This window comes from Cryobacterium sp. Hh38 (assembly GCF_004403235.1).
In the GTDB taxonomy this organism is placed as follows: Bacteria; Actinomycetota; Actinomycetes; order Actinomycetales; family Microbacteriaceae; genus Cryobacterium; species Cryobacterium levicorallinum.
The window spans coordinates 169,083-192,537 of record NZ_SOHD01000046.1 but is presented as its reverse complement, the minus strand read 5'-3'; the positions used below and the strand labels follow the sequence as shown (position 1 = coordinate 192,537).

The window sequence follows — 23,455 nt, the reverse complement described above, 5'->3', positions numbered from 1 at the left end:
GCGCTGATGGTACTGCAGGGGGGACCCTGTGGGAGAGTAAGACACCGCCGGACTTAACTTAGAAACAAACAAAAAGGCCACCCGAAAGGGTGGCCTTTTTGCGTTAACGTGCGTTACCAGGACTATTCGTCTACGCGGGTGGCCCGTTGCTTTTCGCTGATGCGGGTCTCCTGCGCTTGTCCAGCTGCGACGCGCCCAATCGGCGCGAGGATGGCGACCTTCTCGCCGATCCACTCGTCTGCGGCTGGGATGGCCAGGACCAGTGCGAGGCGGTCTTCGAAAACCAGCCACTGTGGTTCTCTAGCGGTTGGGGAAGCCGTGGGGGAGGCCGGTCAAGACCGGGGCCAGGCGGGCGAGACGCTCACGTTCGAGGAGGAACGCGGTGTACTCGCGTTCGCGGCGCACTGCGGCGACTCCAGCGAGTAGGTCCTCGGTGGAAGTTTCAGGCAATGGCGAGATGAACGGAGTGACCTCGGCGGCCAGGGATTGAGCCAGGTACTCGCGCGTGAGCGGAGTGAGGTGTGGTGACTGGCGCAGGTATTGGGCGACGCGGCGGGACAGGCGGTCGGGCAGCCGGGCGATGTCGACGGTCTGGGACCAGACCAGGAGTTCTGAGGGGAGTGGTCGCACGACCTCGCGGTTGCGCGGCACGCGCTCGTGCTGGCTGTAGGTGCCGGCAAGCACGTCGCCGAGCCGCTTGGAGCGGCCATTGAGGAGGGCCACGGTTGCGGCCAGTCCGCCGACGGTCATCACAATCTCAAGCACGCCGGTGAGGGAACGGATGAAGGCGTGCCGCAGTGAGATCGCTCCGCCGTCGTCGCGCACAATGCGGGCGCCAATGGCGAGTTTGCCGAGCGAACGGCCCTGTGTGAGAGTTTCGACTAGCACGGGCACGACCAGAATAGAGAAGACCAGCGCGGCGATCACGACAGCCTGGGTGAGCGCCGGGTCGGCGCTGTCCGCGAAGGCCACAAAGAAAGCCAGCAGAATGAGCAAATACAGGGCTGCGTAGGCGATCGTGTCGATGATCGAGCCGGCAGCGCGCAGAATGACGCTGGCCGGCCGCACGTCGAGCGCAACCGCCTCGCCGGTCACGAGCTCGTCATCGCGCGCCAAATCGTCATGTTCGGCACGATCAGACGGACGCGCGGTCTCCCTCATGTCTACTATTGAACCAGATGGATCTCGACGCATACACGGCAGCGCATCGCGCCGACTGGGACCGCCTGACCGAGCTCGGGGCCAGTCGGCGTCTGACCGGTGCCCAGGCGGACGAGCTGATCGAGCGTTATCAGGCTGGAGCCACCCAACTCTCCGCCATCAAGTCCACCGCCGGGTCGACCCTCGAGGGGGATCGGCTGTCGGTCGGTCTGTCGCGGGCGCGGCTGAGGTTCACCGGCGTGAGTGCCAATGTTTTGGCGCAGATCCCCCGGTTCTTCCTGGCTCAGCTTCCCGCGGCCCTGTACCGGCTGCGCTGGCTCACCCTCGCCGTTGCCGTCGTGACGTTCGCGGTCGCCGCGCTTTACGCCGTGTGGGCGTTCAACGATCCGCAGGTGCTGGCCAACCTGGGAACGGATGCCCAACTCGCGCAGATCGCGAATGAGGATTTCGTGGGATATTACTCGGCGAACCCGGCGGCATCCTTTACCGGGTTGGTCTGGACCAACAACGCCTGGATCGCCGCGCAATGCATCGCTTTTGGCATCGTCGGAGTGTACGTGCCGTTCATTATTCTGCAGAACGCGATGAACCTCGGGACCACGGCGGCCGTGATGTTCGCCTATGACAAGGGTGACGTGTTCTTTCTGTATATCGCTCCGCACGGTCTGCTCGAACTCACTGCGATTTTTGTGGCGGCGGCCGGTGGGCTACTGATCTTCTGGGCCTGGATCGCTCCCGGCGCACGCACCCGCGGGCAAGCCCTCGCCGAAGACGGGCGGGCGCTATTCACGGTGGCCATTGGTCTGGCTTTCGTGCTGCTGGTGTCCGGCATTATTGAGGGCTTCGTCACCTCGCAGCCGTGGCCGTGGCCGGTCAAGATTGGCATCGGAGCGGTCGCTCTGGGTGCCTTTCTGGCGTATATGATCGTCGTCGGTGGCCGTGCCTTCCGGGCCGGCGAGACCGGCGACCTCGGCGAATTCGAAGCCGGAAGCACCCGAATCTACAGCGCCTGAGTTAGAGCCGCCCGGCGGCCTTCAGCGCGATGTACCGGTCGGCCAGGGCCGGCGGAAGCTGCGCGGGTGAGTCGGTGACAACATCCGCTCCCAGCTGACGGATCGCGGCCGACACGCGGGCCACGTCGAGCAAGGCCCGCTCAGCTGCCGCAGCCCGGTAAATCTCGTCGCGGCCACCGCGCTCACCGGCCGCGAGAACGGTGACCGGGTCGAGAACGGATGCCACCACAACCGTGTGCCGTTTGGTCAGCTGGGGCAGCACCGAGAGCAGCCCGGTCGAGGCGCCGGCAGCGTCGATCGAGGTCAGCAGCACGATCAGGGCATGCTGGCTCGTGATTGAACGCACCTGGGCGGGAACCGCCGCCCAGTCCATTTCGATCAGTTCCGGGTCGATCAGGGCCATGGAATCGACCATCTGCGCCAGCAGCGCGGCCCCGCTGGCGCCCTGCACCCGACCGCGCACCCGCCGGTCGAAGGCGAGAAAGTCCACCCGGTCGCCAGCGACCGAGGCGAGGGCGGCGAGCAGCAGCGCGGCCTCGAACGCGGTGTCCAGCCGTGGTTCGTCGCTCACCCGGGCCGCCGAGGTGCGGCCGGTGTCGAGCACAATGACCACGCGGCGATCCCGTTCCGGCCGCCAGGTGCGCACCATCACATCGTTCCGCCGGGCGGTGGCGCGCCAGTCGATCGAGCGCACGTCGTCACCGCGCACGTATTCGCGCAGACTGTCGAATTCGGTGCCCGGCCCGCGCACCATCACGCTGGTACGCCCGTCGAGCTCCTTCAGTCGGGTGATGCGGGACGGCAGGTGTTTGCGAGCGTGAAACGGCGGTAGGACCCGGATGCGCCCGGGCGCGTTCAGGGTCACCTGACGGTTCCAGAGACCCAGCGGTCCGCGGGAGCGCACCGTCACCTGCAGGGTTCGACGTTCGCCCCGGCGAAAGGGCGTGAGCACGAGCGAGACGAGGCGCCGTTCTCCCGGCGGAATTTCGATCGGGGTGCGGTTGGTGCTGGCACCCGCCGACGGTTGCCAGGCGTCGCGCACCACGCCGACCAGGCGTCGACGGCCGGAATTGCTGAGGTAGAGCCCGCTCGTGACCGATTCGCCGAGTCGTACGCGGGCGGGCAGCATCCGTTCGACGGTCAGTGCGCGCGGCGAGGCGGCGAGAGCGAGGTCGATGCCGCCGAGCACGATCACCAGCAGCAGCCAGGCTGAAAGCAGCCCGAAAGCGACCGGCGCCGTGTTTCCGAGCAGCACGATGGGCACCACGCCGAGAGCGACGAGTGCAACGAACCGTCCGCTGATCGTCATCGTTAGATCGGAACCTGAACCTGCTGCAGCACGCCGCGCAGTATCGCATCGACCGAGACTCCCTCGAGTTCGGCCTCGGGTCGAAGCTGCACACGGTGCCGCCAGACCGGCAACACCATCGCCTGCACGTGATCGGGCGTGATCGCGTCATACCCGCTCAGCCAAGCCCACGCCTTGGCCGCCGCGAGCAACGCGGTCGTTCCGCGCGGGCTCACGCCGAGTTTGACCGAGGGGCTCACGCGCGTGGCGCGGGCCAGGTCGACGAGGTAGGCGAGCACATCCGCGCTCGAGCCGACCCGAGAAACCGCAGCCTGCGCCGCCGCGAGTTCCGCCGCACCCAGCACCGCCGTGACGCCGGCACCGGCCAGATCGCGCGGGTTGAATCCGGCCGCGTGGCGACGCAGCACCTCGATCTCCTCGGTGCGCTGCGGCACGTCGAGCACGAGTTTGAGCAGAAACCGGTCGAGCTGGGCCTCGGGCAGCGTGTACGTGCCCTCGTACTCGATCGGGTTCATGGTTGCCGCCACGATGAACGGCTCCGGCAGTTTGAGCGACTCGCCGTCGACGCTGACCTGACGTTCCTCCATCGCTTCGAGCAGTGCCGACTGGGTCTTCGGCGGCGTGCGGTTGATTTCATCGGCGAGCATGATGTTGGTGAACACCGGCCCCCGCCGAAACTCGAACTCGCCGGCCCGTGCGTCATAGATGAGCGACCCGGTCACATCGCCCGGCATCAGGTCGGGCGTGAACTGGATGCGCTTGGTATCGAGGCTCAGCGCCTGGCTGAGCGTGCGCACGAGCAGCGTCTTGGCCACCCCCGGCACGCCCTCGAGCAGCACATGGCCGCGGGCGAGCAGGGCGATGATCAGCCCGGTCACCGCGCCGTCCTGGCCGACGACGGCCTTGCCGACCTCGGCGCGCACTCGGTTGAGCGACGCGCGCAGGGCTGCTGCCTCATCGGCGACCGGCAGTTGGGTAGGCGTGGTGGGAATCGTCATGGTTCCATTCTTTCGGCTGGATCGGTTAAAGACTGTTGTGAAACGGATGCCGCCACTCCCGCAGCGACAGCCCGGCTGGCCGCGCATTCCAGAGCCTGCAGCGCGTCCGACAACGCCAGAAGTTGGGCATCGCTGGTGGGAACAGCCTCGACGAGCAGGCTTCGAACCTCGGCCTGGGTACGCCCGGTGATCCCGGCAACGGTGAGCATGATCTCCTCCAACGCGGCGACATGCCCGAGCCCGACGGTGCTGGCGAGTCGCTGCACCGCCCCGATTCGAAGCGCATCGAGGGCGCGCAGCCGGGCATTGCCGCGGGCATAGAGCCGGGCCCGACCCTCCATGGTCTCGCTCGCTTTCACCGTGACCGGCAGATTCTCGGCCACGAGCGGCCCAAATCGCCGTCCCCGCCAGAAGGCGGCGGCCACGGCGGTGAGCCCGAACAGCAGCAGCACCGGGGTCACCCAGCCGGGCGTCAGCGCGGCGAGCGAGGGCGGCCCGGTGCGGGGCAGGTCGGCGAGCGTCGGCAGGTACCAGATCAGGGAGTCACTCTGGCCGAGCAGGCCGAGGGCCAACGCCGCGTTGCCGTAGCCGGCCACGTTCTCGTTGTTGAACACCCGCAGGTCGGCGACCAGTGTGGCTCGATCGTTGGCGACCACCGAGAATGTGTTGTCGCCGCTCGGAAAACAGCCCATCAGCGGGGAATCGGCCGGAAGGGACAGCGTGTCGCCGCCGGGAATCAGCTCTTCGGCACGGTTAGCGGCCGGTAGGGTGCAGTCGGCGACGAGCGATTCCGCGCCGGACACCCCGCCGAAACCGACGGTCGGAGCGAGCGACTGCAGGGCGAGAAAGTCCGGCGCCACGACAACGGTGCGCGCGGCCAGCCGGGTCAGCTGGGCCAGCTGGGAATCGACCAGATAGCTGCTTTCGTCGTAGAGCAGAACGGTTGAATCCGTTTCGGCCAGGCTTCGTACCTCGGCCAGGGAATCGGCCAGTGTCACGGTGACGCCCTGCTGGCGCAGCACCTCGACCAGGGCCATCGAACCGGCCGGAGCGGGGTTGTCCCCGGCCAGCGCGCGGCCGGCGACGTTGGCGCCGCCCGACACGAGCACGGCGACGATCGCGACCACGATGATGCCGGCACCGGCGATGATCCAGAATGAGGAACGGCGCAGCTGGGCGCGCAGGGTCGGAGTGGCGACATCCGTTTCACCAACGATCACGGGCGCGCTCACAGCACTCCAGCCAGCGGCGCGGGCGATGCCGCGCCGAGCTCGGCGTCCAGCTCCGTGAGGGCGCGATACTCCGCCGCCGTGCCGGCCTGCTCGAGGTAGCGCACGCGGTCGAAAATGTCAGCGGCGCTCGAGAGGGCAGCGCCGGACTGGGGGAATGCCAGCCCGGCCTGCGCTGCGAAATCGTGCGCGGTCGTGCCGGGGGTGACCGTCAGCACGGTGCGCTCCGCGAGACCGCGGGCCACGGCGCGAAAAATCTCTTCACAGGCGAGGCTCCAGTCGCCCACGCTGGCAGCTCGAGAGGCCGCCGTGCGCATCTCGGCGCTGCTGCGCTGGTCGACGGCGCCGAACAATTCGCTGCTGATCCGCCGCCGGAGAGCCAGTTTCGGAGCCCCGAACACCAGCCAGCTGGCCACGATCGCCGCGATCACGACCAGGGTCGCGAGCACCGGCAACCAGCTGGCGCCGCCACCGGACGGCAACGTCAGCGACTGCAGCCAGTCCAGAAAAGTCTGCGCGACACGATCGAACCAGGTCGGCCTGGCCGCGGTGTACTGTGCCTTGGCGAGTTCCTCGCGCAGCCAGCTGCGGGCATCCGGTGCGTCGGGATCAACCGGGACACCGACCGCGCCGATGAGCAGCACCACGGCCACGGTCATGGCGCCGGGTGCCCGGTGACCAGATAGGGGTCCGGCACGTCGAAGCCCTGCGCCGCCGACTCCACGTAGCGTGCGAGTTCCAAATCGAGGCCCTCTTTGCGCATGCGCAGGTCGAGGTAAATCAGCGCGACGGCCGCCGACTGCACGACCGCGGCCACGGCCGCAATGGGGATGGCAACGATCAAGGTGACCACGAGCGTCACGATCGACGATTCAAAGGCAAAGACACCGTTGGGGTCGACCAGCACGGTTCCGAAGCCGAGTACGAGCGAGACTGGAAGGCTGACGACCTGGCTGATGACCTGCACGATCAGGGTGACCAGCAGCAGCACGCCGAGCGTGCGCCAGAAATAGCCGCGAGTGAGCGACCATGACCGAATAACGGATGCCCGCACGCCCAAATTTTCGAGCACGATCAGGCTCGGCACCACACTGGTCTTGGTATAGAAATAGAAGCTCGCCGCAGCGAGCAGCAGCCCGCCAAAGACGCCGACCAGAACCCCGGCGACGATGCCCGCGACACCGCCGACGGCGACCAGCAGCACGACGATGCCGGCAACCACGGCGACGCCGAGCAGCAGCGCGCCGGTAATGAGGAGGGTCCACAGCGCCAGTGGCCAGAGGCGGGTCGCCGCTCGCCGCCACAGAGCGCTGAGTCGCTGCTTTTCGCCGAGGGTCGCGCGGGCCACCTCGACCACAATGATGGCCTGCAACAGTGCCGAGGCGATCACGGTCAGGGCCAGCGGAATAATGGCCGAGAGGACGCCGGTCAGCACTGAGCCGGCCGCGACGGCGTCCTGCTGGTCGAGCGGGGCGCTGTCGATCCGGTCGAACGCCCACAGCGTGACCAGGCCGACAACCAGCACGGTGACCAGCATGATGGCCGCCTGAATGATCAGGCCGCTGCCGAACGTCGCCTTGGGGTTTCGACGCAACACCTGAAAGGATGCCCCGAGCAGGGTGCCGAGACCGATCGGTCGCAGCGGGATCAACCCGGGCTTGGGCGGCGGCGCCCAGCCGTGTCCCGGACGGGGGCCCTGGTAGGAGGGTGTCGGCGTGGCAAACTCCCCGTATTGGGGCGGAACCGGGGAGTCGGGGGCTTGCCAGTGGTCGGTCACCATTCCATGCTGGCACAGGTCGCTCGAAGAAACGCCCGCGCGACCACTCTGTCAGCGGTCTCGGCTACTCTTATGCCAGACTTTGTCCTACTCATCGGGCAATCTGCCCCGCGCATCATCAGAACACACCTGACCTTGTTCTGGAAGGAGACCCATGACCTCACGCATTTTGGTTGTCGATGACGACACCGCCCTGTCCGAGATGATCGGTATCGTTTTGCAGGGCGAAGGCTTCACCCCGGGCTACTGCGCCGACGGATCACTCGCCCTCGACATTTTTCGCACCGAGAAGCCCGACCTGGTGCTGCTCGACCTCATGCTGCCCGGCCTCGACGGCATCGAAGTGTGCCGCCTGATCCGGGCCGAATCCGGCGTGCCCATCATCATGCTCACGGCCCGCTCCGACACCACTGATGTGGTCAAGGGGCTCGAATCCGGTGCCGACGACTACATGGTCAAGCCGTTCAATCCCAAGGAACTCGTCGCCCGTATTCGCACCCGCCTGCGTCCGCCAGCTGTCGACGGTGCGCTCAGCCTGCACATCGGCGACCTCGTCGTGAACGCAGTCGGCCATGAAGTCACCCGCGGCGATGCTTCGATCAACCTCACCCCGCTCGAATTCGACCTGCTGCTGGCCCTCGCCTCCAAACCGCAACAGGTGTTCACCCGGGAGATGCTGTTGGAGCAGGTCTGGGGTTACCACTACAAGGCTGACACCCGGCTGGTGAACGTGCACGTGCAACGACTGCGCGCCAAGGTCGAGCACGACCCGGACAATCCGAAAATTGTCATGACGGTGCGCGGCGTCGGCTACCGTGCCGGTGTCGTCAGCTAGCCCCACCATGAACGTCAGGCAACAGCAGAACCGGTGCGGCTCCCCATGCCGCAATTGACCTATTGGAGCAGACCGCGCAACTGGCCGCGTCTGCTGCGTTCGTCGTGGCGATCCTCCCTGCAGTTTCGTACGGTGACCATTTCGGTCGCCTTCTCCGGGCTGGCCATCCTCGTCGTCGGCGTTTATATGTCGGTCAGCATCGGCAATGACCTGTTTCAGTCCCGGCTCAGCCAGGTGCTGCTCGATTCCAACCGGGCGACGAGCGCCGCGCAGAGCCTATTTGATGCCTCGGATGCCACGGACCGGGTTCAGGTCCAGAACCTGCTCAGTTCCGCTCGAACCTCCATCTCCACGACGTCATCGAGCCGGCTGGTCGCCGTGCTTCGCGTGCCCGGCCAGGAATCGTCGACAGTTGCGCCGCAGGACTCCTCGACGTTCGGGCAGTCCACCGGGGTGATCGGCGCCGACCTGCGCACCCAGGTCCAAGGCAACAACGGTGAGCAATTCTGGCAATCGGTCACTCTGACTGGCGAGACCGCGACCGTCCCCGGCATCGTCGTGGGGTCGCAGATCACCGTTCCGGTCGCGGGCCGCTACGAGCTCTACATCGCGTACAGCCTGCAAGACGCCGAAGCGACGCTGCTCTTCGTGCAGCAGACGCTCGGCGTCGCCGGTGTCGCCCTCGTGCTGCTGATCGGGGCCGTGACCTGGATTGTCGTTCGTTTCGTCGTCACACCGCTGCGGGTCGCCGCCGAAACCAGCCAGAAACTGGCCTCCGGCGATCTCATGGTGCGCATCCCGGAGAAGGGCGAAGACGTCATCGCCACGCTCGCACGATCATTCAACGGAATGGCCGACAGCCTGCAAAGTCAGATTCGTGAACTCGCCGACCTGTCCGAGGTGCAACAACGTTTTGTCTCGGATGTCTCGCACGAACTGCGCACGCCGCTGACGACCATCCGCTTGGCCGGTGATGTGCTCTACGACCAGCGGGCGAGTTTTCCGCCGGCGACCGGGCGCACGGCCGAGCTGCTGCACACCCAGGTGGAGCGGTTTGAGCTGCTGCTGAGCGACCTGCTCGAAATCAGCCGCTACGACGCCGGCTCTGTTGAGCTGGAGAGCGAACCGACGAACCTGGTTTATCTCGCCGAGGACGCCATCGACAGCCTGCGATCCCTGGCCGAATCCAAGGGCAGCGACCTACGGCTGGTGGCGCCGGGCGGGTACCTCAACGCCGACGTCGATCCGCGACGCATCCGTCGGGTGCTGCACAACCTCATCGGCAACGCTATCGAGCACGGTGAGGGCAAACCGGTCATGGTGTCGGTCGACAGCGACGCGAAGGCAGTCGCGCTCGCCGTGCGCGATTACGGCCTGGGCATGAGCCAGGCTGAAGTCGCGCACGTCTTCGACCGGTTCTGGCGCGCTGACCCGTCCCGTCAGCGCACGATCGGCGGCACCGGCCTGGGGCTGGCGATCTCGCGGGAAGACGCGAGCGTGCACAACGGATGGCTGCAGGTCTGGTCCCGTCCCGGCGAGGGTTCCTGCTTTCGGCTGACCCTGCCCCGCACCGCCCAGGGCCTGCTCGAATCCTCGCCCCTACCGCTGCCACCCGCCGACGCCACGGACCAGCTCGGCGAGTCCGGGCACGTTCCCGTTCTGGGCGGAGGCCCGCATGCATAACCACCATTCGCCGTGGCGCGGCTGGGTCGGCCGCGTTGTACCGGCCGGGCTCGTCGCTATCGCGCTGGCCGTCGGCCTGGGCGGCTGCACCGGCATCCCCCGCGACGGGGTGGTGCACGCCGGAACGGACCTCGTCCCCGACGCCAATCCGGCTCCGGTTTTTCTCCCGGCGCTGCCGCAGAAGGACGCATCAACGGATTCCATTCTGCGCGGGTTCATCGATGCTTCCTCGAGCCCGGAGAACAACTACGACATTGCTCGCCAATTTCTCGTTCCGCAGTTCGGTTCAGTCTGGGACCCCACCGTCGGAGTCACGGTCGACAATGGCTCCGGGCGCACACTGACGGTCGTCGACGAGGGCACAACGCTCGTGGCCATCACGCCGATCGCCGAGGTGGACGTGTCCGGCGAATACCGCGAGGTCGACGCCACCCCGGTTCCGTTGCGCTACGAATTTGCGAAGGTCGGTGATCAGTGGCGCATTAGTGCGGCCCCCAACGGCACCGTCATTGACGAAAATACCTTCAACGATGTGTTCAGCGCTCAGCCGGTGTACTTCTACGACCCAGGGTTTCGCTATCTGGTGCCGGACCTGCGCTGGTTTCCGCGCGGAGCATCCGCCCCCACCAAACTGGTCAACGCCGTGCTCGGCGGGCCGAGCGCCTGGCTGGATGGCGCGGTCGCCACGGCGTTCCCGGCCGGGTCCAAACTCACCGCTGACGCGGTACAGGTTGTGGGGCGCCAGGCCATGGTCGATCTGAACAGCGAGGCGCTCAACGCCGATCGGCAAACCCTGCAGCGCATGAAGGCGCAGCTCGTGGCCAGCCTGCCAGCTGGCCTGTCCGTTGACATCACGATCGACCAGAACTCCCAGTCCATCGACGACCTGCAGTCGGGGGCTCCCACGGTGGACCCGCGCGTCGACGCCCGCGCGCTCGTCTTGCGCGGCGGTGAATTCGGCTTTCTCGCCGCAACCGGGCAAAGCATCACCCCGCTCGACGGGCTGTCGGCGACCATCGCCCAGCTGGCCCCCACCGCGGTGACGCTCTCGTCCGGCCAGGGAACAGCTGCGGTTCTCGCCGCCGACGGAGTCTACGTCGTGCGCGCCGGCGACGACCCCGAGCTGCTCGATTCTCGCCCGGGCCTGCTCGCGCCGTCCAGCGACAACGACCGCTTCGTCTGGTCGGTGCCGTCGAACGACCCGAGCGCGCTGGTCGTCTACAGCCCAACGGGAGAAGCGACAGTGTTGCCAACACCCTGGCCGGAGGCGACGTCGATTACCGCCCTGAAAATCTCCCGCGACGGCTCCCGGCTGATCGCCCTGCTCGGCACCGGATCCGAAACCCGATTCGTGGTCGCGTCGATCATTCGTGACGGGTCGGTTCCCACCGACATCGGACCGCCGGTACTGCTGGCCGGAGGCGGAGGGGTCGGCCTCGATGCGACCTGGATCGACGAATTGACCGTCGCCTCGCTCAGTGCCCTGCCGAACGGCGAGTCCCGTATCGTCATACAACAGCTCGGTGGCGTCAGCTCCACCCTGGAGTCGCCCGCGAGCAGCCGGTTCATCGTCGGCAGCAACTCGGTGCGCGACCTGCGTGCCCTCACCGACACCGGTAGCCTCGAGGTGCAACGCGGAGCGGGCTGGCAGGCCCGCATCGACGACGTGACGCTGCTCGCCACCCAGCAGGGTCTCGGCCGCTGAGCGCGCGCTGAAGCCGGCCGACTCCTCCACCGGCGGCGTCCGGGCGCGGCTGTCCGCCACCCGCCCGCTCGCGCCCATCCGCACCGCAGCATCGGGCACACTGGCGCCATGAGCCACCGGCTGCGTGATCATCTGACCGCTGCGGCACTGGACGCCTGGGCGGCGCTGCTGCCCACTTCCTGCAGCGGCTGTGGAGCCGCTGACCGTGCCCTGTGCGCGGCCTGCCGGCTGGCGCTGCTCCCGGCCGTACACCCGGTCACCCGCGACGACGTGCGCATCTGGTCGGCGCTCACCTACGAGGGTGTGGCCCGCCACGTGATCGCTGCCTACAAAGACAATGGGCGNACACCCGGTCACCCGCGACGACGTGCGCATCTGGTCGGCGCTCACCTACGAGGGTGTGGCCCGCCACGTGATCGCTGCCTACAAAGACAATGGGCGAACGGATGCCGCCGCGGCGCTGGCCGCACCGCTGCGAGCAGCCATCGTGGCAGCGCTCGCCGCCGCACCGAGCCGGCCCGCACCGAGCCGGCCCGCACCGAGCCGGCCCGCACTCAGCCGGGTCGCGCCGGGCCCGGCCGGAATCGAGCTCGTGACCATCCCCTCCTCACGCCGGGCCTGGCGGGCCCGCGGCTACCATCCGGTCGATGCACTGCTGCATCGCGCTGGCCTCCACCCGGCCCCGTTGCTCGCCCAGCGCGGCGTGGTCAGCGACCAGGTCGGTCTGGGCCGTGCCGAGCGCGCCGCGAACAAAGACCACAGCCTCATCGCGCGACATCCACTCAGCGGAGTCGCTGTAATCCTGGTCGACGATATCGTGACCACCGGCGCCACGCTCCTCGAGGCGCGCCGTGCCGTGTTCGCTGCGGGCGGCACCGTTGTTGGCCTGGCCACATTGGCGGAGACACGGCGTCTGCTGCCGCGATAACGACCCGTCGCACAAACTGGTTAACAAATACTGTGACTTATCCCATCGCCCCGGCTACGGTGGAGTCAAAGGCGCGCAATGATCGCCCGGTTTGAGGGCGGTCCGCCAAACTGGAGGTCGTCATGGAAACTAACATCGTCGGACGCAACCTTGGGATCACTGATCGCTTCCGGGATTATGCGACGGAGAAGGCCGAGAAAATCGCCCTCCTCGCGGATAAGGCCCTCGCACTCGAAATCAAGGTCAGCCGCCACCACGAGAAGAACGGTGCAGCCGTCGGCAACGACCGGGTTGAACTCACCCTGATCGGTAAGGGTCCGCTCGTTCGGGCCGAAGCGGACGGATCCGACAAGTACGCTGCCTTCGACGTGGCGCTCGGCCGTTTACTCGAGCGTGTTCGCCGCGCCAAGGACCGCAAGAAGGTGCACCGCGGTGGAGCCCACCGCCCCACCTCGCTGCACGAGGCGTCCGCGGTCGGGTTCAGCGTCATCGACATCACGCCGGCCAACCCCGAAACGCTCGAGCGGGTGCGCACCGGCGCGATTCCCATCGTGCAAGCGGATGCCCCCGCCGTCGCGGACGAGGAAGAGTACTGCCCCGTCGTCATCCGTCGCAAGGTCTTCGCCGCTGCGCCCATGTCGGTCGACGATGCACTCTACTTCATGGAGCTGGTCGGGCACGACTTCTACCTGTTCCAGGATATCGAAACCGAGCGTCCGAGCGTGGTCTACCGCCGCAAGGGCTGGGACTATGGAGTCATCGAACTCGATAGTGCCGTCAGTGAGTTGCACGAGGCTGTGCCCGTTGCCAGCGGGCGTGCCAACTGACCAACTAGCATTGTCTTAGTTGCCGACCAGGTCGGCGCTCTGGCATCTGCCAGACGAGAGGCGCAGGCAGGCGCTGCGGGAGCAGTTCAATCGAGCTTCCGCAGCGCGTGTCTGCACCGTTTGACTAGTGGAGTACATTCGTGGCGTCAATTCTTGAAAAGGTTCTTCGTGTTGGTGAAGGCCGCGTTTTGCGCCGCCTGGAAAACTACGCGAAAGCCATCAACGCGCTGGAAGAGGACTTCCACGAGCTCACCGACGAGGAGCTCAAAAATGAGACCGTCACCCTGCGGGAACGGTACTCCAACGGCGAATCGCTCGATGACCTGCTCCCCGAGGCGTTCGCCGCCGTGCGCGAGGCGAGCACCCGCACGCTCGGGTTGCGTCACTTCGACGTACAGCTGATGGGCGGGGCAGCACTGCACCTCGGAAACATCGCCGAGATGAAGACCGGTGAGGGCAAGACCCTGGTCGCCACCACCGCCGCCTATCTCAATGCGATCAGCAGCCGCGGCGTGCACGTCATCACGGTCAACGACTACCTCGCGAGCTACCAAAGCGAGCTTATGGGCCGCGTCTTCCGCGCCCTCGGCATGACGACCGGATGCATCGTCTCCGGCCAGACGCCGGCTGCGCGTCGGGAAATGTATGCCGCCGACATCACCTACGGCACCAACAATGAATTCGGTTTCGACTACCTGCGCGACAATATGGCCTGGCAGTCCAGCGACATGGTGCAGCGCGGTCACTACTTCGCCATCGTCGACGAGGTCGACTCGATTCTCATCGACGAGGCACGCACGCCCCTGATCATCTCCGGACCCGCTTCCGGCGAAGCCAACCGCTGGTTCAACGAGTTCGCCAGCCTGGCCAAGCGCCTGGTCCCCGACGAAGATTTCGAGGTCGACGAGAAGAAGCGCACCATCGGTGTACTCGAACCCGGCATTGAAAAGGTCGAGGATTACCTCGGCATCGACAACCTGTACGAATCGGCCAACACCCCGCTGATCTCGTTCCTGAACAACGCGATCAAGGCGAACGCCCTGTTCAAGAAGGACAAGGACTACGTCGTGATGAACGGCGAGGTACTCATCGTGGATGAGCACACCGGCCGAATCCTGATGGGCCGTCGCTACAACGAGGGCATCCACCAGGCCATCGAAGCCAAGGAGGGCGTCGCGGTCAAGGCCGAGAACCAGACCCTGGCCACGGTCACCCTGCAGAACTACTTCCGCCTCTACTCCAAGATCTCCGGCATGACCGGAACAGCCGAGACCGAGGCCGCCGAGTTCATGAGCACCTACAAGCTCGGCGTGGTGGCCATCCCCACCAACAAACCGATGAAGCGCCTCGACCAGTCCGATCTGATCTACAAGAACGAAGAGTCCAAGTTTCGTCAGGTCGTCGAGGACATCGTCGAACGCCATGCGGCCGGGCAGCCAGTTCTGGTCGGCACCACGAGCGTTGAAAAGAGCGAATACCTGTCGCGTCTGCTCGCCAAGAAGGGCGTGCGGCACGAGGTGCTCAACGCCAAGAACCACGCCCGTGAGGCCGCGATCGTCGCGCAGGCCGGTCGCCTCGGTTCGGTGACCGTGGCCACCAACATGGCCGGTCGTGGTACCGACGTGATGCTCGGCGGCAACGCCGAGTTCATCGCCGTCGCCGAGATGAACGCGAAGGGCCTCAGCCCGATTGAGACCCCCGACGAGTATGAACTCGCCTGGGATGACGTCTTCACCGCGGTAAAGGCCGACGTGGCGGAAGAGGCCGACAAGGTCATCGCCGCCGGTGGCCTTTACGTGCTCGGCACCGAACGGCACGAGTCCCGTCGCATCGACAACCAGCTGCGCGGACGCAGCGGTCGCCAGGGCGACCCGGGCGAAAGCCGCTTCTACCTCTCCCTTACCGACGACCTCATGCGCCTGTTCAACGCCGGCGCCGCCGAAGCACTGATGGGGCGCCAGGGGGTGCCCGACGATATGGCTATCGAGTCTAAGGTCGTCAGCCGGGCCATTCGCAGCGCCCAGTCGCAGGTCGAGGGTCGCAACGCCGAGATTCGCAAGAACGTGCTCAAGTATGACGACGTACTCAACCGCCAGCGCGAGGCGATCTACGGCGACCGCCGGCACATCCTTGAGGGTGACGACCTGCACGAGCGCACCCAGACCTTCCTCACCAACGTCATCGACGAGGTGCTCGACGTACACGCCGGCGAAGGCAACGGCGACGACTGGGACTTCGATGCCATGTGGACCGAGCTCAAGACGCTCTACCCGGTGGGACTGACCATCGACGAGGTCGTATCAGAGGCCGGCGACAAGGGCAAGATCAACCGCGACTTCATGCGCCGCGAGATTCTCTCCGACGCCAAGCTCGCCTACACCCGCCGGGAAGAGTCCCTCGGTTCTCCGGCCATGCGCGAGCTCGAACGCCGCGTGGTGCTGTCGGTCATCGACCGACGCTGGCGCGACCACCTGTACGAGATGGATTACCTGAAGGATGGCATCGGTCTGCGCGCGATGGCTCAGCGCGACCCTTTGGTCGAGTACCAGCGTGAAGGCTTCGCCATGTTCCAGCAGATGATGGGACAGATTCGCGAAGAAACGGTCGGGTTCCTGTTCAACCTCGACGTCGAGGTGACGGCCGGAGCCGGAGCCGTCGCCGGACCGGTCGTCGCGGCCAAGGGGCTGTCCCCGGCCGATTCCCCCGAGGAGAAGCTCAGCTACACCGCCCCGAGCGATTCGGGTGGAGTCGAGGTGCGCAACCAGCGCGGTCAGATTCAGCAGGCCGCCACCGATCGAGCCAGACGCACGGCCACCGTCGCGGCGAGCGACGACGAGCCGACCGAGCCGGCCGGACCGCCCCAGCGTGGAGCCTTCGGTCAGAAAACCGAGGGTGCTGCCCCAGCGAACCGGGCGGAGCGTCGCTCGCAGGGTAAGAAAACAACGTAGCGTTTCGGGCGCTCTCGGTTTGGGCCGTGCTTTACAGCACGACCAGGACCGAGGCCCGCCACCGCCGGTCCATCCCCTCCAAACAGATCGCGACCGCATAGCTCCGGTGCCGCTCGAACACGACGACGACGGCGTCCAGGCCTCCAGCGTCGCGCTTCACCTGGGTGACGTGGCCGATGGCGAGCCGGGGGCGGTCAGCAACCTGGCCGGTGACGGCGCGCGCCCGCGCCGCGATTGACGCTCGAACGCGCAGATGGGCATAGACGTCGTCGGTCACCCAGCTCGCAAGGTGTTCAATCTGTCGGACTCCGGCGATGACCTCGAAGGCGCAGATCGCCAAGGCCCGAAGCAGCGGTTCCGGATCGGGGAGCTCCGCCAGGGTGCTGGGCTGAGGACCGAAGAACTCGTCGTCTTCGATTCGCTCCCGCCGAAGGGCCTGCGCATTCGATTCGCTGCTACCGGGTGACGGCATGATGCCTCCTGAGGTCGAGCACGAGCTGGAATAGCGGAAACCTAAGCAGCATTGTTCCGGCACTGTCGAGGGCTTAAAGAGCCTGTGGACAACGTGAGCGAGAACGCCCAGGTTCGGCTACTTTCGGTGTGTGCGCTGGGATGATTTGTTTGACGACCTGGAAGGGCAGCTCGACTACGAGCTGCAGGCCGAGGTCGCTGACCTGTGCCTGCACGAGGAACGGGAGCGTCTGGAGAAGCTCTCCCTGCGCACCCGGTTGAGCAACGTGGTGCGGTCCGCGAGCCTCGGCAGCGCCCTGCGGCTGCGCGTGGTGCTCGTGTCGGGCCAAACGCTCGCCCTGCGTCCGACCGCGCTGGGCCGGGACTGGCTTGCGGCCGACCTGCTCGATTCCGAGAGCGCTCGCGGCCAGTGCGTGGTCCCGCTCGCGGCCATCGCCGCAGTCTTGCTCGACGAGGAACAGATCAGGGCGTCGTTGGCCGTGGAATCGGCAGCGACCGGTCGGGGAATCGAACGGGTCGGACTGCCGTTCGTCCTGCGCAACCTGTGCCGTCGCCGGCGCGCCGTGGAGTTGGACACCCGGGCCGGTGTGGTGGCCGGAACCATCGACCGGGTGGCGCGGGACCACATTGATCTGGCGGTGCATCCGCTCGGAACGTTGCGCCGTGGCCCCGAAATCGCTCACTACCGCATCGTGCCGATCTGGCAGATCCATGTCATCCGGCTGAAATGACGCTGCCCTGTGGAGAACTTTTTCACCGGGCGGCACAGTGGGCCACGATAAGAGCGAATCCTTCCAAACAAGCGAGGTAGCGGATGATGTCACCCGGTTCCACACGTACGCGCCGCCGCTTCTGGGTAGACCCCCGATTCGTCATCGGCCTCGTGCTCGTCGCCGCGTCGATTGCTGGCGTGAGCGCGATCGTCGCCGGCAGCGACCGCACCACGGCGGTCTACACCGCACGCCACACGCTCACCGTCGGCGATCGCCTTACGAAGACCGACCTCGTTGAAACCCGGGTACGGCTGGGCGGAGCCGCCGACCTCTATCTGTCGCCCACGGTCGAGCCGGGCTTGCTGGTCACCCAGACCATTCTGGCCGGGGAACTCGTGGCGCGCTCCGCGGTCGGAGCAGCAGCCGGAGAGCTGACGACGAGTGTCGTCGTAGACGTTCCCGGCCGGTTGGCAGCCAGGGTCGTGTCCGGTTCGGTGGTGGACATCTGGTCGGCGCGGGCGACCGGGCCGGGCGAATACGCGCCGCCGACGATTCTCGTGGCGCAGGCTGTCGTGGTGCGGATCGTGATCCCGACCGGCATCATCGCCGCAGACAATGGTCAATCCGTGGAATTGCTCGTGCCCAAGGCGAACGTCGCCGACGTGCTCGAAGCGATCATGAACGGTGATGCCCTCGCGATCGTACCGGTCAATACCCCCGTGGTTCCCTGATGGCCCGGATCGCGCTCGTGCTGGACCGAGCGACCGAGCAGCGCATGCTGGCCGACATCATCGAGTGCGGGCACAGTGTGGTGACGCGCGTGGATACCGCCCGGGATTTTCTGGAATCGCTGTCGCACGGGCAGCCGCACGTCGTCGTGGTCAGTGGTCGGCGGGAGTCTCTGACCGGCCAGCTGATCGCCGCCTGCGATGAGCGGGGCATTCGGGTCGTCGCCATCGCCGCATCGGAACAGGAACGTCGGCACGCAGGCTCGCTCGGCCTGTACGAAACCGTGGCCCTGCCCTGTGACTGGGCGGAGATCGAAGACCTGCTCGTCTCGGGCGTGGTGGTGCCGCTGCGCGTCGGGGATCGGCACTTCACCGGCGGCGCGCTGAGTGCTGGCTCCGTCATCGCGGTGTGGGGCCCGTCCGGGGCGCCCGGGCGTACCACGCTCGCCATTAACATTGCAGCCGAAATTGCCGCGGCCGGCCACACCGTGGTGCTGGCCGACGTCGACACCTACGGCGCGTCGATCGCGCCGCGGCTCGGCATGCTCGACGAGGCTCCCGGCTTTGCCGCCGCCTGCCGCCTGGCCGGCAGCGACAGCCTGAACCGGTCAGAACTCGAGCGCATCGCCCAGCGCTACAACTCCCCGAAGGGCGCCTTCTGGGTGTTGACCGGTCTCGGCCGGCCGTCTCGCTGGCCGGAACTGTCGACCGAGCGGGTCACCCGCACGATCGATGCGCTGCGACACTGGGTGGATTACGTGGTGCTGGACACCGGATTCAATCTGGAGAGCGACGAGGAATTGAGCAGCGATCTGCTGGCACCGCGCCGCAACGCGGCCACGGTGACCGCGCTGCGGATGGCCGACCACGTCGTCGCCTGCGGACTGGCCGACCCGATCGGCATGGCGCGGTTTTTGCGGTCCTGGGTGGACCTCGCCGAGGTCACGACCGGCCATGCCGTGAGTGTTGTGATCAATCAGGTGCGGGCGAGCGCCCTGGGGCTCAATCCGCGTGGCCAGGTCCTGAGAACCCTCAAGCTGCTCGGCAACATCGACTCCGCCGTTCTGGTGCCGCACGACCAGGTCGCGCTCGATACCGCAGTACTGACCGGCCACACCCTGCGGGACGGGGCGCCGAAATCCCCGGCGCGCGTCAGCATCCGTCGATTTGTGCTCGATGAGCTGATCGTCGTTGCCGTCGGCCAAACCGAGCGGGTGCCGCGGCGAGTGCGTTGGCCTGGCCGCAAGGCCGCCCCGGCGATCTGATCTGACCAGTACTGATCGATCAGGCCTGCGCTGGTCAGTTCTGCAGCGGGATGACGTCGACGCTGCCGCCGACGCCCACGACGACGAGCACGCGTGCTCCGGTGACCCCGGCCAAGGCCAGGCCGAGGCGCTCGGCCGATGGCAGGACGTCGTCGATCGGTGCAGCGTCGATCGGTGCAGGGCCGTCGGGGGAGGCCGCACGCTGCCAGACCGTGACGGCGGCGCCGGTCAGCTCGGCGATGAGGTCGCGGGTCGCGGTCGGGTCGCCGGCCGTGACCAGAATGACCCGGTGGATGGCACGGCCGGGCAGCTCGGCCTCAGCCAGCGCAGCGCGGTCCCTCCGCCAGACCGAGAAGTGGTAGCCGGCGGCGAGGCCGGTGGCGACGAGCAGCCCCAACGGTGCTCGCACCCGGTCGAGCAGGCTCTGTCGGCTCAGGTCGTCGAGGACGAATTCGAAAATGCGGTAGCCGATCACGAGCAGGGTGATAATGGCCACGATCGCGCTGATCCCGAAGATGAGAATTAGGTAGACCCGGCGGCCCGTCACCTGGGCGGACACCGGATCGACCGGGCGCAGCGGCTTCCAGGCGGCCCACCAGACCGGGCCACCCACGATTGCGGCGCTAAGCCCGCCGAGCAGCAGGGAGCGCGTGTCCGACCCGACCACGACCGGCGCCAGGCCGGACAGCAGGGCATTGACGATGATTCCCAGCCCGGTAGCCGCAGCCACCAGACCGAAGCCGGAAACGACGAGGGTGGCGGCCAGCCGGGTCGGCAGCGCTCGCTGCCGCAGCAGACCGTGGTGGTAGGCCCAGACCAGAGCGCCGACCAGAGCGGTCGCCACGGCGGTGCCGAGCGGATCGAGAATATCGTCCAGCGGATGCTCCCGGGCAAAGGCCAGCCGGAGCAGCACGAACAGCACCGTGCCCGTTCCCACCAGCGACGCGGCAGCAGCGGCGGCGATCCCCAAGACGACGAGGGCAAGATCGGCCAGCACACCGCGCACGAGCCGGGCGCGCTCCCGCATCCACTGCCACCACCAGATCAGGGTGCCGCCGAGAAACCAGACGCCTGCCTGCAGGGCCAGCCGCCACCAGGGATCGCCGATGACGATCGAGGACTGGAGCGCGTCGACGGCCGCATTGATCAGGGATGCGAGCGCGGTCACCGCCCCGACCGCTCCGATCAGCAAACCAAAAATCGAGCTCAGAATGGGCGCGACGCTCGTCAACTGCATGGGACTCTTGGACGGGTGTCGGGACATCCACCGGTGCCAGGCCCACACCAGCGTCCAGATCAGCGCGACCGCGAGGGTGCGCGGCTGCCAGTCGCCCCGCACCAGTGCCGCCAGGGTCCCGAGCAGGGCAGAAGCCGCGGTCACGATCGCGACCGTCTGCAGGCCGGCCAGGTAGAGCCCCCAAGAGATCGACGCCCGCTCCGCGCTCGCCATCCGCCGCCACAGCACCCACCAGAGCAGCGCGGCGAACGGGCCGGCGATCAGGGTGAAGGCGAGGGACCGCGCGAGTCCGGTCACATCGATACCGGCCAGGTTGGTGCCGGTATCGAGGGCGCGCCCCAGGAGGCCGCTCAGGCCGATCGCGGCGATGACCACGAGCGCGAACAACAAGATGTACACGACCACTCGGCGTGCCGTCGGGGTTGATGTGCTACCGGGCTGTCTAGGAGATCGGCGCACAGCGATGACGATGCCGGTCATGCCCACGCCCAGCACGGCGACGAGGACGAGAAGGACCACGATGGACATTACTTCGTTACCATCGGGTTCGGGCAGATGGAGAGCTCCCAGGGAGCTGTCTCGATCAGCCAGGCACCGTCCGCCCTGACCAGGTCGAAATTGCTCTCGAACTCATACTCGGAGGCGCCGAACGGGCCGTCGTCGTAGGACGTGACCAGGGACACGACGACATCGGCTGATTTGGGGCGAACCGTCGTTGACACCAGTACGACGCGAAGGCTGTTGGTTGGACCGTGTTCGACGGGCCCACAGCCCACCAGGGCCTCTGCGGTGAGCAGCTTTTCGGCCGCATCTTCGTCACCGGCGATGACGGCCGCAGAATAGGCCTGCACCACGCCTTCCGGGGTGTTTGGGTCGAGCAGTTCCGGTGCGCCGCGGGTGAAGACCACCACGAGGGCGACGAGCACCAGGGCGACGATAGTGCCGAGGATGACGATCAAGGTGCGATCTTTAGTGCCCGCCAGTGTGTGCATGTTCTCATCATGGACCCAATGGTGTGGCATCACCACAGCGGGTGCCGGGGGGAGCGCGCGGGGATCTAGGCTAGTGAGCGTGTCGACTCTCAGTGATCTCGTTCTTGCCCAGGGCCGCAGCAGCGCGGAAGACGTGGACTGGCTGCACATGCTCGTTGCCGACGGCCAGCTGCTGGCCGACCTCGCTTTCGCCGATATTGTCGTATGGGTTCCGGCGCAGTCTGGCGGCTTCGTCGCCGTCGCGCATGCCCGGCCGTCGAGTGCCGCCACGCTGTTCTATCGCGACTTCGTCGGGCAGCAGATCAAGGTCGAGTGGCGCAATCAGGTTACCGAGGCGTTCGAGACCGCCAGGATCGTCGACGCCACCGCTCCCGACTGGTATGAGGAGACGCCGACCCGGGTGCGGGCTATCCCGGTGCTGCGCCGGCTGAGCACGACCGGTGCTGCGGTAACGGATGCTCCGGTGGCGGTGCTGACCTGCCACAGCAACCTGAGCGAGGCACGCACGCCGGGACGCCAGGAGCTGACCTTCAACGATTGCGCCAACGATCTGTTCGCCATGATCGCGTCCGGGGACTTTCCCGACCTCGGCGCTCCGACCGGTCCGCGCCGCGGCGCGCCACGCGCCTCCGACGGGCTGCTCCGGCTCGATGTCGACGGACTGACCACTTTTGCCAGCCCCAACGCGCTCTCGGCGTTCAACCGCATGGGTTTCATCGAGGAACTCGAGGGGGAATCGCTCGCCGAGGTGACGACCGGCCTGCTTACCGGCACCGCCGTCGTGGACGAGTCGCTGCCCCTGGTGGTCACCGGGCGGGCACCGTGGCGCACCGACATTGAAGCGCGCGGCGTGACGGTGTCGCTCCGGGCGATTCCCATTCGCAACCGCGGCGAACGCGTCGGCGCGATCGTGTTGTCGCGGGACGTTACCGAACTGCGGCACCAGGAACGTGAGCTGATCACCAAGGATGCCACCATCCGGGAGATTCACCACCGGGTCAAGAACAACCTGCAGACCGTTGCCTCGCTGCTGCGGATCCAAGCTCGGCGTACCCAGTCCGACCGGGCGCGCGAGGCGCTGACCCAGGCGATGCGGCGGGTCGCTGCGATTGCCGTCGTGCACGACACCCTGTCCGAGGGACTCAGCCAGATCGTCGACTTCGACGCCGTTTTCGAGCGGGTGCTGCTGCTCACGGTGGAGGTCGCATCCGCTCACAATACGACCGTGCATCCCAAGTCGTCGGGTAGCTTCGGCACCCTGCCCAGCGCCTATGCGACGCCGCTCGCGCTGGTTTTGACCGAACTGGTCACCAATGCTGTGGAGCACGGCCTCGCCGGGCGCGAGGGCGAGGTGTCGATCGAGGCGCAGCGCAGCGAGGAGACGCTGACCGTCATGGTGCGAGACACCGGTGCCGGATTACCGGAAGGTAAGGTCGGTTCGGGGCTCGGCACTCAGATCGTGCGCACGCTCATTCAGGGCGAGCTCGGCGGCACCATCGACTGGCACACCATGATGGGCAGCGGCACCGAGGTCACGATCGAGATCCCCCTCCGCTTCATGCAGGAGTCCTAGCCCTTTCGGGACGGGGCCTGGGCCCCGTCCCCGGGCCCAGGTTAGAAACTGGGACCAGGGACA

The 23,455-nt window shown here is 66.9% G+C and carries 20 protein-coding genes; 11 read left to right on the top strand and 9 right to left on the bottom strand.

Annotated features, from left to right (window positions below; genetic code table 11):
* Window positions 1-300: 300 nt before the first annotated feature.
* Window positions 301-1,161, bottom strand: coding sequence for an RDD family protein (locus tag E3T41_RS17190; RefSeq protein WP_134479461.1), 861 nt, complete (start codon window positions 1,159-1,161; stop codon window positions 301-303).
* A 17-nt stretch (window positions 1,162-1,178) separates the two neighbouring features.
* Between E3T41_RS17190 and E3T41_RS17185 the strand changes: the two genes are divergently transcribed.
* Window positions 1,179-2,174: a stage II sporulation protein M gene (locus E3T41_RS17185; protein WP_104132790.1), complete on the top strand. Its 996-nt coding sequence runs from the start codon at window positions 1,179-1,181 to the stop codon at window positions 2,172-2,174.
* A 1-nt stretch (window position 2,175) separates the two neighbouring features.
* Here the strand turns inward: E3T41_RS17185 and E3T41_RS17180 are convergent, their stop codons facing one another.
* Genes E3T41_RS17180 through E3T41_RS17160 form a run of 5 tightly spaced genes read right to left on the bottom strand, consistent with a single transcriptional unit; the run spans window position 2,176 to window position 7,487 of the window.
* Entirely contained in the window at window positions 2,176-3,483 is a 1,308-nt protein-coding gene (locus E3T41_RS17180) for a DUF58 domain-containing protein (RefSeq protein ID WP_092451367.1), read from the bottom strand.
* 2 nt (window positions 3,484-3,485) lie between these two features.
* Window positions 3,486-4,481 carry a MoxR family ATPase gene (locus E3T41_RS17175; protein ID WP_134479460.1) on the bottom strand — a complete coding sequence of 332 codons (996 nt, stop codon included), beginning with the start codon at window positions 4,479-4,481 and terminating at the stop codon, window positions 3,486-3,488.
* Window positions 4,478-5,713: a DUF4350 domain-containing protein gene (locus E3T41_RS17170; protein ID WP_092451363.1), complete on the bottom strand. Its 1,236-nt coding sequence runs from the start codon at window positions 5,711-5,713 to the stop codon at window positions 4,478-4,480. The genes E3T41_RS17175 and E3T41_RS17170 overlap by 4 nt, the downstream gene beginning before the upstream one ends.
* Window positions 5,710-6,369, bottom strand: a complete 660-nt coding sequence (locus E3T41_RS17165; RefSeq protein ID WP_134479459.1) for a DUF4129 domain-containing protein — start codon at window positions 6,367-6,369, stop codon at window positions 5,710-5,712. The genes E3T41_RS17170 and E3T41_RS17165 overlap by 4 nt, the downstream gene beginning before the upstream one ends.
* Window positions 6,366-7,487 carry a hypothetical protein gene (locus tag E3T41_RS17160; RefSeq protein WP_134479458.1) on the bottom strand — a complete coding sequence of 374 codons (1,122 nt, stop codon included), beginning with the start codon at window positions 7,485-7,487 and terminating at the stop codon, window positions 6,366-6,368. The genes E3T41_RS17165 and E3T41_RS17160 overlap by 4 nt, the downstream gene beginning before the upstream one ends.
* 154 nt (window positions 7,488-7,641) lie before the next feature.
* Between E3T41_RS17160 and mtrA the strand changes: the two genes are divergently transcribed.
* The 6 genes from mtrA (at window position 7,642) to secA (ending at window position 16,413) form a co-directional block, all read left to right on the top strand.
* Complete coding sequence (gene mtrA / locus E3T41_RS17155; protein WP_092451361.1) at window positions 7,642-8,322, top strand: MtrAB system response regulator MtrA; 681 nt, start codon at window positions 7,642-7,644, stop codon at window positions 8,320-8,322.
* A gap of 45 nt (window positions 8,323-8,367) precedes the next feature.
* Window positions 8,368-10,005 carry an MtrAB system histidine kinase MtrB gene (gene mtrB, locus E3T41_RS17150; protein ID WP_092451359.1) on the top strand — a complete coding sequence of 546 codons (1,638 nt, stop codon included), beginning with the start codon at window positions 8,368-8,370 and terminating at the stop codon, window positions 10,003-10,005.
* Window positions 9,998-11,710 (top strand): LpqB family beta-propeller domain-containing protein, encoded by a 1,713-nt coding sequence (locus tag E3T41_RS17145; RefSeq protein WP_092451357.1) that lies wholly within the window; start codon window positions 9,998-10,000, stop codon window positions 11,708-11,710. The genes mtrB and E3T41_RS17145 overlap by 8 nt, the downstream gene beginning before the upstream one ends.
* 337 nt (window positions 11,711-12,047) lie before the next feature.
* Window positions 12,048-12,638, top strand: coding sequence for a ComF family protein (locus tag E3T41_RS17140; RefSeq protein WP_134479457.1), 591 nt, complete (start codon window positions 12,048-12,050; stop codon window positions 12,636-12,638).
* A gap of 122 nt (window positions 12,639-12,760) precedes the next feature.
* Window positions 12,761-13,465 (top strand): ribosome hibernation-promoting factor, HPF/YfiA family, encoded by a 705-nt coding sequence (gene hpf, locus E3T41_RS17135; RefSeq protein ID WP_092451353.1) that lies wholly within the window; start codon window positions 12,761-12,763, stop codon window positions 13,463-13,465.
* 140 nt (window positions 13,466-13,605) lie between these two features.
* On the top strand, window positions 13,606-16,413 hold the full coding sequence (gene secA / locus E3T41_RS17130) for a preprotein translocase subunit SecA (protein ID WP_092451351.1): 2,808 nt from the start codon (window positions 13,606-13,608) through the stop codon (window positions 16,411-16,413).
* 31 nt (window positions 16,414-16,444) lie between these two features.
* Here secA and E3T41_RS17125 read toward each other — a convergent pair whose 3' ends face one another.
* The gene (locus E3T41_RS17125; protein WP_092451349.1) at window positions 16,445-16,885 is read right to left on the bottom strand and encodes an Rv3235 family protein; all 441 of its coding nucleotides are present in this window, start codon (window positions 16,883-16,885) and stop codon (window positions 16,445-16,447) included.
* A 130-nt stretch (window positions 16,886-17,015) separates the two neighbouring features.
* Between E3T41_RS17125 and E3T41_RS17120 the strand changes: the two genes are divergently transcribed.
* The 3 genes from E3T41_RS17120 (at window position 17,016) to E3T41_RS17110 (ending at window position 19,590) form a co-directional block, all read left to right on the top strand.
* A complete protein-coding gene (locus tag E3T41_RS17120) occupies window positions 17,016-17,615 on the top strand; it encodes a hypothetical protein (RefSeq protein WP_092451347.1) in 600 nt (199 codons plus the stop codon).
* Window positions 17,616-17,698: 83 nt separating this feature from the next.
* On the top strand, window positions 17,699-18,328 hold the full coding sequence (locus tag E3T41_RS17115) for a hypothetical protein (RefSeq protein WP_092451345.1): 630 nt from the start codon (window positions 17,699-17,701) through the stop codon (window positions 18,326-18,328).
* Window positions 18,328-19,590 carry a regulator gene (locus E3T41_RS17110; protein WP_092451344.1) on the top strand — a complete coding sequence of 421 codons (1,263 nt, stop codon included), beginning with the start codon at window positions 18,328-18,330 and terminating at the stop codon, window positions 19,588-19,590. The genes E3T41_RS17115 and E3T41_RS17110 overlap by 1 nt, the downstream gene beginning before the upstream one ends.
* Before the next feature lie 34 nt (window positions 19,591-19,624).
* Here E3T41_RS17110 and E3T41_RS17105 read toward each other — a convergent pair whose 3' ends face one another.
* Together E3T41_RS17105 and E3T41_RS17100 are read right to left on the bottom strand one after the other, a co-directional pair.
* Window positions 19,625-21,355, bottom strand: a complete 1,731-nt coding sequence (locus tag E3T41_RS17105) for a DUF5671 domain-containing protein (RefSeq protein ID WP_241991223.1) — start codon at window positions 21,353-21,355, stop codon at window positions 19,625-19,627.
* Entirely contained in the window at window positions 21,355-21,819 is a 465-nt protein-coding gene (locus E3T41_RS17100) for a hypothetical protein (protein WP_092451342.1), read from the bottom strand. Before E3T41_RS17100 ends, E3T41_RS17105 begins: the two co-directional genes overlap by 1 nt.
* Window positions 21,820-21,898: 79 nt before the next feature.
* Here E3T41_RS17100 and E3T41_RS17095 point away from each other — a divergent pair, with 79 nt between their 5' ends.
* Window positions 21,899-23,392, top strand: a complete 1,494-nt coding sequence (locus E3T41_RS17095; RefSeq protein WP_092451340.1) for a sensor histidine kinase — start codon at window positions 21,899-21,901, stop codon at window positions 23,390-23,392.
* Window positions 23,393-23,455: the final 63 nt, after the last annotated feature.

Excerpts from the sequence above, each read along its gene's own strand:
- E3T41_RS17190 (WP_134479461.1), bottom strand. The coding sequence starts at position 1,161 with ATGAGGGAGACCGCGCGTCCGTCTGATCGTGCCGAACATGACGATTTG.
- E3T41_RS17185 (WP_104132790.1), top strand. The coding sequence starts at position 1,179 with ATGGATCTCGACGCATACACGGCAGCGCATCGCGCCGACTGGGACCGC.
- E3T41_RS17180 (WP_092451367.1), bottom strand. The coding sequence starts at position 3,483 with ATGACGATCAGCGGACGGTTCGTTGCACTCGTCGCTCTCGGCGTGGTG.
- E3T41_RS17175 (WP_134479460.1), bottom strand. The coding sequence starts at position 4,481 with ATGACGATTCCCACCACGCCTACCCAACTGCCGGTCGCCGATGAGGCA.
- E3T41_RS17165 (WP_134479459.1), bottom strand. The coding sequence starts at position 6,369 with ATGACCGTGGCCGTGGTGCTGCTCATCGGCGCGGTCGGTGTCCCGGTT.
- mtrA (WP_092451361.1), top strand. The coding sequence starts at position 7,642 with ATGACCTCACGCATTTTGGTTGTCGATGACGACACCGCCCTGTCCGAG.
- mtrB (WP_092451359.1), top strand. The coding sequence starts at position 8,368 with ATGCCGCAATTGACCTATTGGAGCAGACCGCGCAACTGGCCGCGTCTG.
- E3T41_RS17145 (WP_092451357.1), top strand. The coding sequence starts at position 9,998 with ATGCATAACCACCATTCGCCGTGGCGCGGCTGGGTCGGCCGCGTTGTA.
- hpf (WP_092451353.1), top strand. The coding sequence starts at position 12,761 with ATGGAAACTAACATCGTCGGACGCAACCTTGGGATCACTGATCGCTTC.
- E3T41_RS17125 (WP_092451349.1), bottom strand. The coding sequence starts at position 16,885 with ATGCCGTCACCCGGTAGCAGCGAATCGAATGCGCAGGCCCTTCGGCGG.
- E3T41_RS17115 (WP_092451345.1), top strand. The coding sequence starts at position 17,699 with ATGATGTCACCCGGTTCCACACGTACGCGCCGCCGCTTCTGGGTAGAC.
- E3T41_RS17110 (WP_092451344.1), top strand. The coding sequence starts at position 18,328 with ATGGCCCGGATCGCGCTCGTGCTGGACCGAGCGACCGAGCAGCGCATG.
- E3T41_RS17105 (WP_241991223.1), bottom strand. The coding sequence starts at position 21,355 with ATGTCCATCGTGGTCCTTCTCGTCCTCGTCGCCGTGCTGGGCGTGGGC.
- E3T41_RS17100 (WP_092451342.1), bottom strand. The coding sequence starts at position 21,819 with ATGCACACACTGGCGGGCACTAAAGATCGCACCTTGATCGTCATCCTC.